Below are 776 nucleotides of genomic sequence, written 5' to 3'. Positions count from 1 at the left end.
GATGGACGCATTGCTATAGCGGTTGCTGGCGATGACCTATCCCATAAACAAATCATCATGGGTGTAGCAAACGATCTAGGCTTCGATGCCGTGGATAGCGGTTCTTTAAGCGATTCGTGGAGACAACAGCCAGGAACCCCTGCGTACTGCACCGAACTTACAAAAGAGGAACTAACCATAGCCTTAACGAAAGCGAATAAAGAAAAAGCGCCATTTCTTCGCGATAAGGTTATGGAAAAGCTGGTAGCTTCAGGTGGTACATTTTCCATTCATGATGTTGTTAAAACAAATAGAGAAGTATTCAATTCATAAAACTCTACCGACACATATCAACAAAAACTAGTCCTTGGTACATATTAACAAATTATGATCCAAGTAGGATAATAAACTCAATCTTTAGTTGGGGGAGAGTGAGTGTTGGATTTGAAGAGAATAAAAATGTTTATGGCCGCTGCGTTGGTTGGGTTTAGTCTGTTTTCGATGTCAGCGGGAACGGCTTCCGCTTCTTCTGGTTTATGGCTCGACGAGAAACCGGGAGATTACAATCCGGAAGTCCGCACCTCAAAGCACCGTACCATTGGGAGAATTGGGTATTTTACGGACTATGGCCCTATAGGTGATTGGACAAACATTAGCGGCAAGCCACTTAAGGTAACAATAAGAATTTTCCCACCACCAGGAGATTTGAAAATACGGGCTTGGGTTTATGATGCTGGAGGCATACTGGATCCAAATCCGAAGCCAATTTCGGGCGGCGTCGCACAAGTATATAACAC

General features: G+C 43.8%; 1 protein-coding gene and 1 pseudogene. Both read left to right on the top strand.

The features are described 5' to 3' along the window. Window positions 1-312 (top strand): annotated as a pseudogene (locus tag AB4Z33_RS31055) (3-hydroxyisobutyrate dehydrogenase); the annotation flags it as partial. A 102-nt stretch (window positions 313-414) separates the two neighbouring features. Beyond that, a partial coding sequence (locus tag AB4Z33_RS31050) for a hypothetical protein (RefSeq protein ID WP_442053591.1) occupies window positions 415-776 on the top strand: 362 nt, incomplete at its 3' end.

It is taken from the genome of Paenibacillus sp. 2TAB19 (genome assembly GCF_052115185.1).
Classification (GTDB): domain Bacteria; phylum Bacillota; class Bacilli; order Paenibacillales; family Paenibacillaceae; genus Pristimantibacillus.
The sequence above is the reverse complement of the archived record's forward strand: the minus strand, read 5'-3'. Positions and strand labels throughout refer to the sequence as shown.